The organism is Dietzia sp. UBA5065, from assembly GCA_002415925.1.
In the GTDB taxonomy this organism is placed as follows: Bacteria; Actinomycetota; Actinomycetes; order Mycobacteriales; family Mycobacteriaceae; genus Dietzia.
Genome location: DIAZ01000113.1, coordinates 540 through 4,319 on the forward strand (window position 1 = coordinate 540; position 3,780 = coordinate 4,319).

Sequence of the window (3,780 nt, forward strand, 5' to 3'; positions counted from 1 at the left end):
GACGTTTAGCCTGGACGCATGTCGACCGCCTTGCCGTCCCCCATCCTCACCCTCGCCAACGGCACTCGCATGCCGCAGTTCGGGATCGGCACCTACAAGGTCGCGGACGCGGACGCCACGCAGCCCGTCCTGGACGCACTGGAGCTGGGGTATCGCCTGGTCGACACGGCCACCATGTACGGCAACGAGTTGGGCGTCGGTCGGGCGCTGGCCGCGAGCGGCCTCCCGCGCGGGGAGATCTTCGTCACCACGAAGCTCAACAACACCGACCATGACCCGGCGGTCGCCAGGGATGCCTTCGCCCGCAGCCTGGACGACCTGGGCCTCGATCGCGTGGACCTCTACCTGATCCATTGGCCGATGGCCAAGACCACCGACATGGCGGCGACCTGGCAGACCCTGATCGACCTGCTCGGCACCGGGCGCGTGGACGCCATTGGGGTCTCCAACTACACCGCCGACAACCTGCGGACGATCATCGCCGCCACCGGCATCGTGCCGGCCGTCAACCAGGTCGAGATCAACCCCTACTTCGCGCAAAACCCGTTGCGGGCGCTGCACGCCGAGCTCGGCATCGTGACGCAGGGGTGGTCCCCATTGGCGCGCGGCGCGGCCGTCAATGATCCGGTGATCCAGCAGATCGCGACCCGCCTCGGACGAACGCCGTCCCAGGTCGTCCTGCGTTGGCACCTGCAGCGCGGCGACGGCCTGATCCCGAAGTCGACCCACCGCGACCGCATCGCCGAGAACGCCCAGATCTTCAACTTCGAGCTACCGGACGCCGACATGGCCGCCATCTCAACCTTGGATGTCGGACGCCGTTCCGGCAGCGCCCCCGAAAACGTCGAACTCGGGAACCGCTGACCCCACGCCAATTCGCGCAGAATCCGAACCCGGTCTGCCCACGGTCGGGGTGAACCCTTGGCTGCCAAAGAGTGACGCCGGGGACCTTCACCAAACTGAATTCACTACATAGCGACGTTTCGACCCTTGAGTGTCGCTATGTTGCGTTTTGAGCCGGCGTGACTAGTATGACTAAGTGCCGCTTATCCACCTTGGCGTGAGCCATCGGACCGTGCGGAGCGCCGAGCTGGCAGCGTTAGCTGCACGGGCCGGGAGCCTGGCCACCAGGCTCCTTGATGCTCACCCCGGCGTCCGCGGAACCGTCCTTTTGGCTACCTGCAATCGCTTCGAGGTGTACGTCCAAGCGGAGGAATTCCACCCCGCCGTCGACGCCGTGCGGGCCGAGTTGAGCCTCATCGCCGGCCTGGAAGCCGCGGAGGTTGACGCCGCCTTGACGGTTCACGCCGGCGTCGGCGCGGTCGAGCATCTCTTCAAGGTCGCCTGCGGCTTGGATTCGATGGTCGTGGGCGAACACGAAATCGCTGGCCAGGTGCGTCAGGCCTTGGCCAACGCCGACGGCACGGCCAGCCCGTTGCTTCGACGGCTCTTTCAGGCGGCACTGACCACCTCGAAGGCCGTGGCGACCCAAACCACGTTGGGCCTCTCCGGGCGCTCGCTGGCCAGCGTCGGGCTCGACCTCATCGCCGAGCGCTACGGGGCTCTCGCTGGACGCCGGGTCGTCGTCCAGGGCACCGGAGCTTACGCTGGCGTCGTGGTGTCCGAACTGCTCAAGCGCGAGGCCACCGACATCCGCGTCCATTCGAGCGCCGGGCGGGCCGAGGCCTTCGCAGAGACCCACGATCCGGTCGCCCCGATCACGTCTGAGCGTGACCTGTTCGAGGCGCTGAACCAGGCCGATCTCGTCGTGTGCTGCTCGGGCACCGGGGCAGCTCCGCTCACTGCCGATCTACTGAGCGAGGCACGCATCGGACGCGAGACGCCCCTGGTGATCCTTGACCTCGCCGCCGCAGGCGACGTCGCCCCCGACGTGGCGCTGCTCCCCGAGGCCGATCTCATCGACCTGGACACGGTCGCCGAGCACACCCCCGCCGAGCAGGCCGAGGCCGTGGCCGCCGCGACGGACCTCGTCGACAAGGCCGTCGCGACTTTCCAGCACATCGAGGGCGGACGCCGGGCCGATCCGGCCGTCACCGCGATGCGTGCCCACGTTTCGCAGCTCATCGAGGCCGAGATCGCGGCAGCGGAGGCCCGCCACACCCCCGAGACAGCGGCGGCCGTGGCCCGCTCGCTCCGCCGGGTCAGCAACGCCCTGCTGCATACCCCCTCGGTGCGCGCGGCCGAGTTGGCCCGCACCGGCGGCCTGGAGGACTACACGAACGCCCTGCACGTTTTATTCGGTATCGACGTGGAGCCGTTGCGGTGATCCGCCTAGGCACGCGAGGCAGCCACCTCGCCCGCACTCAGTCTGGGCTCATCGCGGACGCCCTGGCCCCGTTCGGCCCCGTCGAACTGGTCATCATCCGCTCCGAGGGCGACGACACCACGATCCCGTTGGACGCCCCCGCCAGGCCCGGCGCGTTCGTGGCCACCCTGCAGGACGCCCTGCTGGCGAAGCGCGTCGACGTGGTCGTGCACAGCTTCAAGGATCTGCCGTCAGCTCCCCGCCCCGGCTTGATCGTGGCCGCGGTACCCGTTCGCGCCGACCCCCGGGACGTGCTGGTAGCCCGAGACGGACTCACCCTCGCCACACTGCCCGCCGGCGCCACCGTGGGAACGTCCTCGCCGCGGCGCGCCGCCGCCCTGCTGCGCGCCCGCCCGGACCTCACCATCGCTCCCCTGCGGGGCAACGTCGACACCCGGCTGCGGGCGGTCACCGAGGGGCGGCTCGACGCGATCGTCCTGGCCGCCGCCGGCCTGCAGCGCATCGGCCTCCTCTCGGACGCGATGACGCCGCTCTCGCCCGCCGTGATGCTGCCCGCCCCCGCCCAGGGCGCGTTGGCGTTGGAGTGCCGGGACGATGATCCGCTGGCGTCCCAGCTGGCCACCCTGGACGATCGGGAGGCGCGCCTGCGGGTCATCGCCGAGCGCACCGTGCTCGCCGAGATCGAGGCTGCGTGCACCACGGCCGTCGGCGCCCTGGCGACGCGCGACGGCAGGGCGCTCACACTCACCGCCGACCTCGCCGCCCATCGGGGCGTCGACTACGCCCGAGTGACCGACACCATCGCGCTGCCGACGGAGCCGCCCGAGGCCCTCGCCGCCGCCCGTTCGCTCGGCCGTCGCGTGGCCCAGGCCCTGCTCGCCGAGGCCCTATGAGGCGGCCGGTGTTGCTGGTCCGTCCGGACGGCAACGACGCGGACGCCGTCGCGTTCGCGGACGAAGGCGTCCCCGCCCTGGTCGACCCCTATCTGACGGTCACGCCCGTGTCGGACGCACGCGAAGCCAGCGCGCTCCTCGACGACCTCACCCTGGCGGGCAGCGGTGACTGGCTGCTGTTGACCTCGCCCCGCGCGTGGCCTTCGTGGTCCGCCCTCGTCGGTGAGGAAACGCTGGCCGCCGCCCTCACGCTCGCACGCGACCGCGGCCTGCGGGTGGCCGCCGTCGGACCCACGACCGCCGACTCGCTGGATCTCCCTCCCGACCTGGTCGGCAACTCTGGCGCGAAGGGGCTGCTCGCTGCCTTCGCTGTGCTTCCCGCGGGGCGAGCGCTTCTCCCCCATGGACGCCTCGCTCGCACCGAGGTGTCCGACGGGCTGCAGGCCATGGGCTGGGCGGTCCGGACGGCCGTCGTCTACAGCACCACGACCGTCACCCGCCGACCCGCCTCTGCTGGGGCGCTGGCTTCGGGCAACCTCGCGGGCGTCCTGCTGCGATCCCCGAGCGCCGTGACCGCCGTCGCGCAGTGGGCTTCGCTGC

4 protein-coding genes are annotated in these 3,780 nt (G+C 70.8%); all 4 read left to right on the forward strand.

Annotated features, from left to right (window positions below; translation table 11 throughout):
* Nucleotides 1–69 precede the first annotated feature (69 nt).
* The gene (locus tag B4M60_RS08790) at nt 70–864 is read left to right on the forward strand and encodes an aldo/keto reductase (protein WP_291082396.1); all 795 of its coding nucleotides are present in this window, start codon (nt 70–72) and stop codon (nt 862–864) included.
* 175 nt (nt 865–1,039) lie between these two features.
* The gene (locus tag B4M60_RS08795; protein ID WP_291082400.1) at nt 1,040–2,287 is read left to right on the forward strand and encodes a glutamyl-tRNA reductase; all 1,248 of its coding nucleotides are present in this window, start codon (nt 1,040–1,042) and stop codon (nt 2,285–2,287) included.
* Nucleotides 2,284–3,180, forward strand: a complete 897-nt coding sequence (hemC, locus tag B4M60_RS08800; RefSeq protein WP_291082404.1) for a hydroxymethylbilane synthase — start codon at nt 2,284–2,286, stop codon at nt 3,178–3,180. Before B4M60_RS08795 ends, hemC begins: the two co-directional genes overlap by 4 nt.
* Before the next feature lie 11 nt (nt 3,181–3,191).
* Nucleotides 3,192–3,780, forward strand: a 589-nt coding sequence (locus B4M60_RS08805; RefSeq protein ID WP_291082407.1) for a uroporphyrinogen-III synthase, incomplete at its 3' end; no start/stop codon positions are given.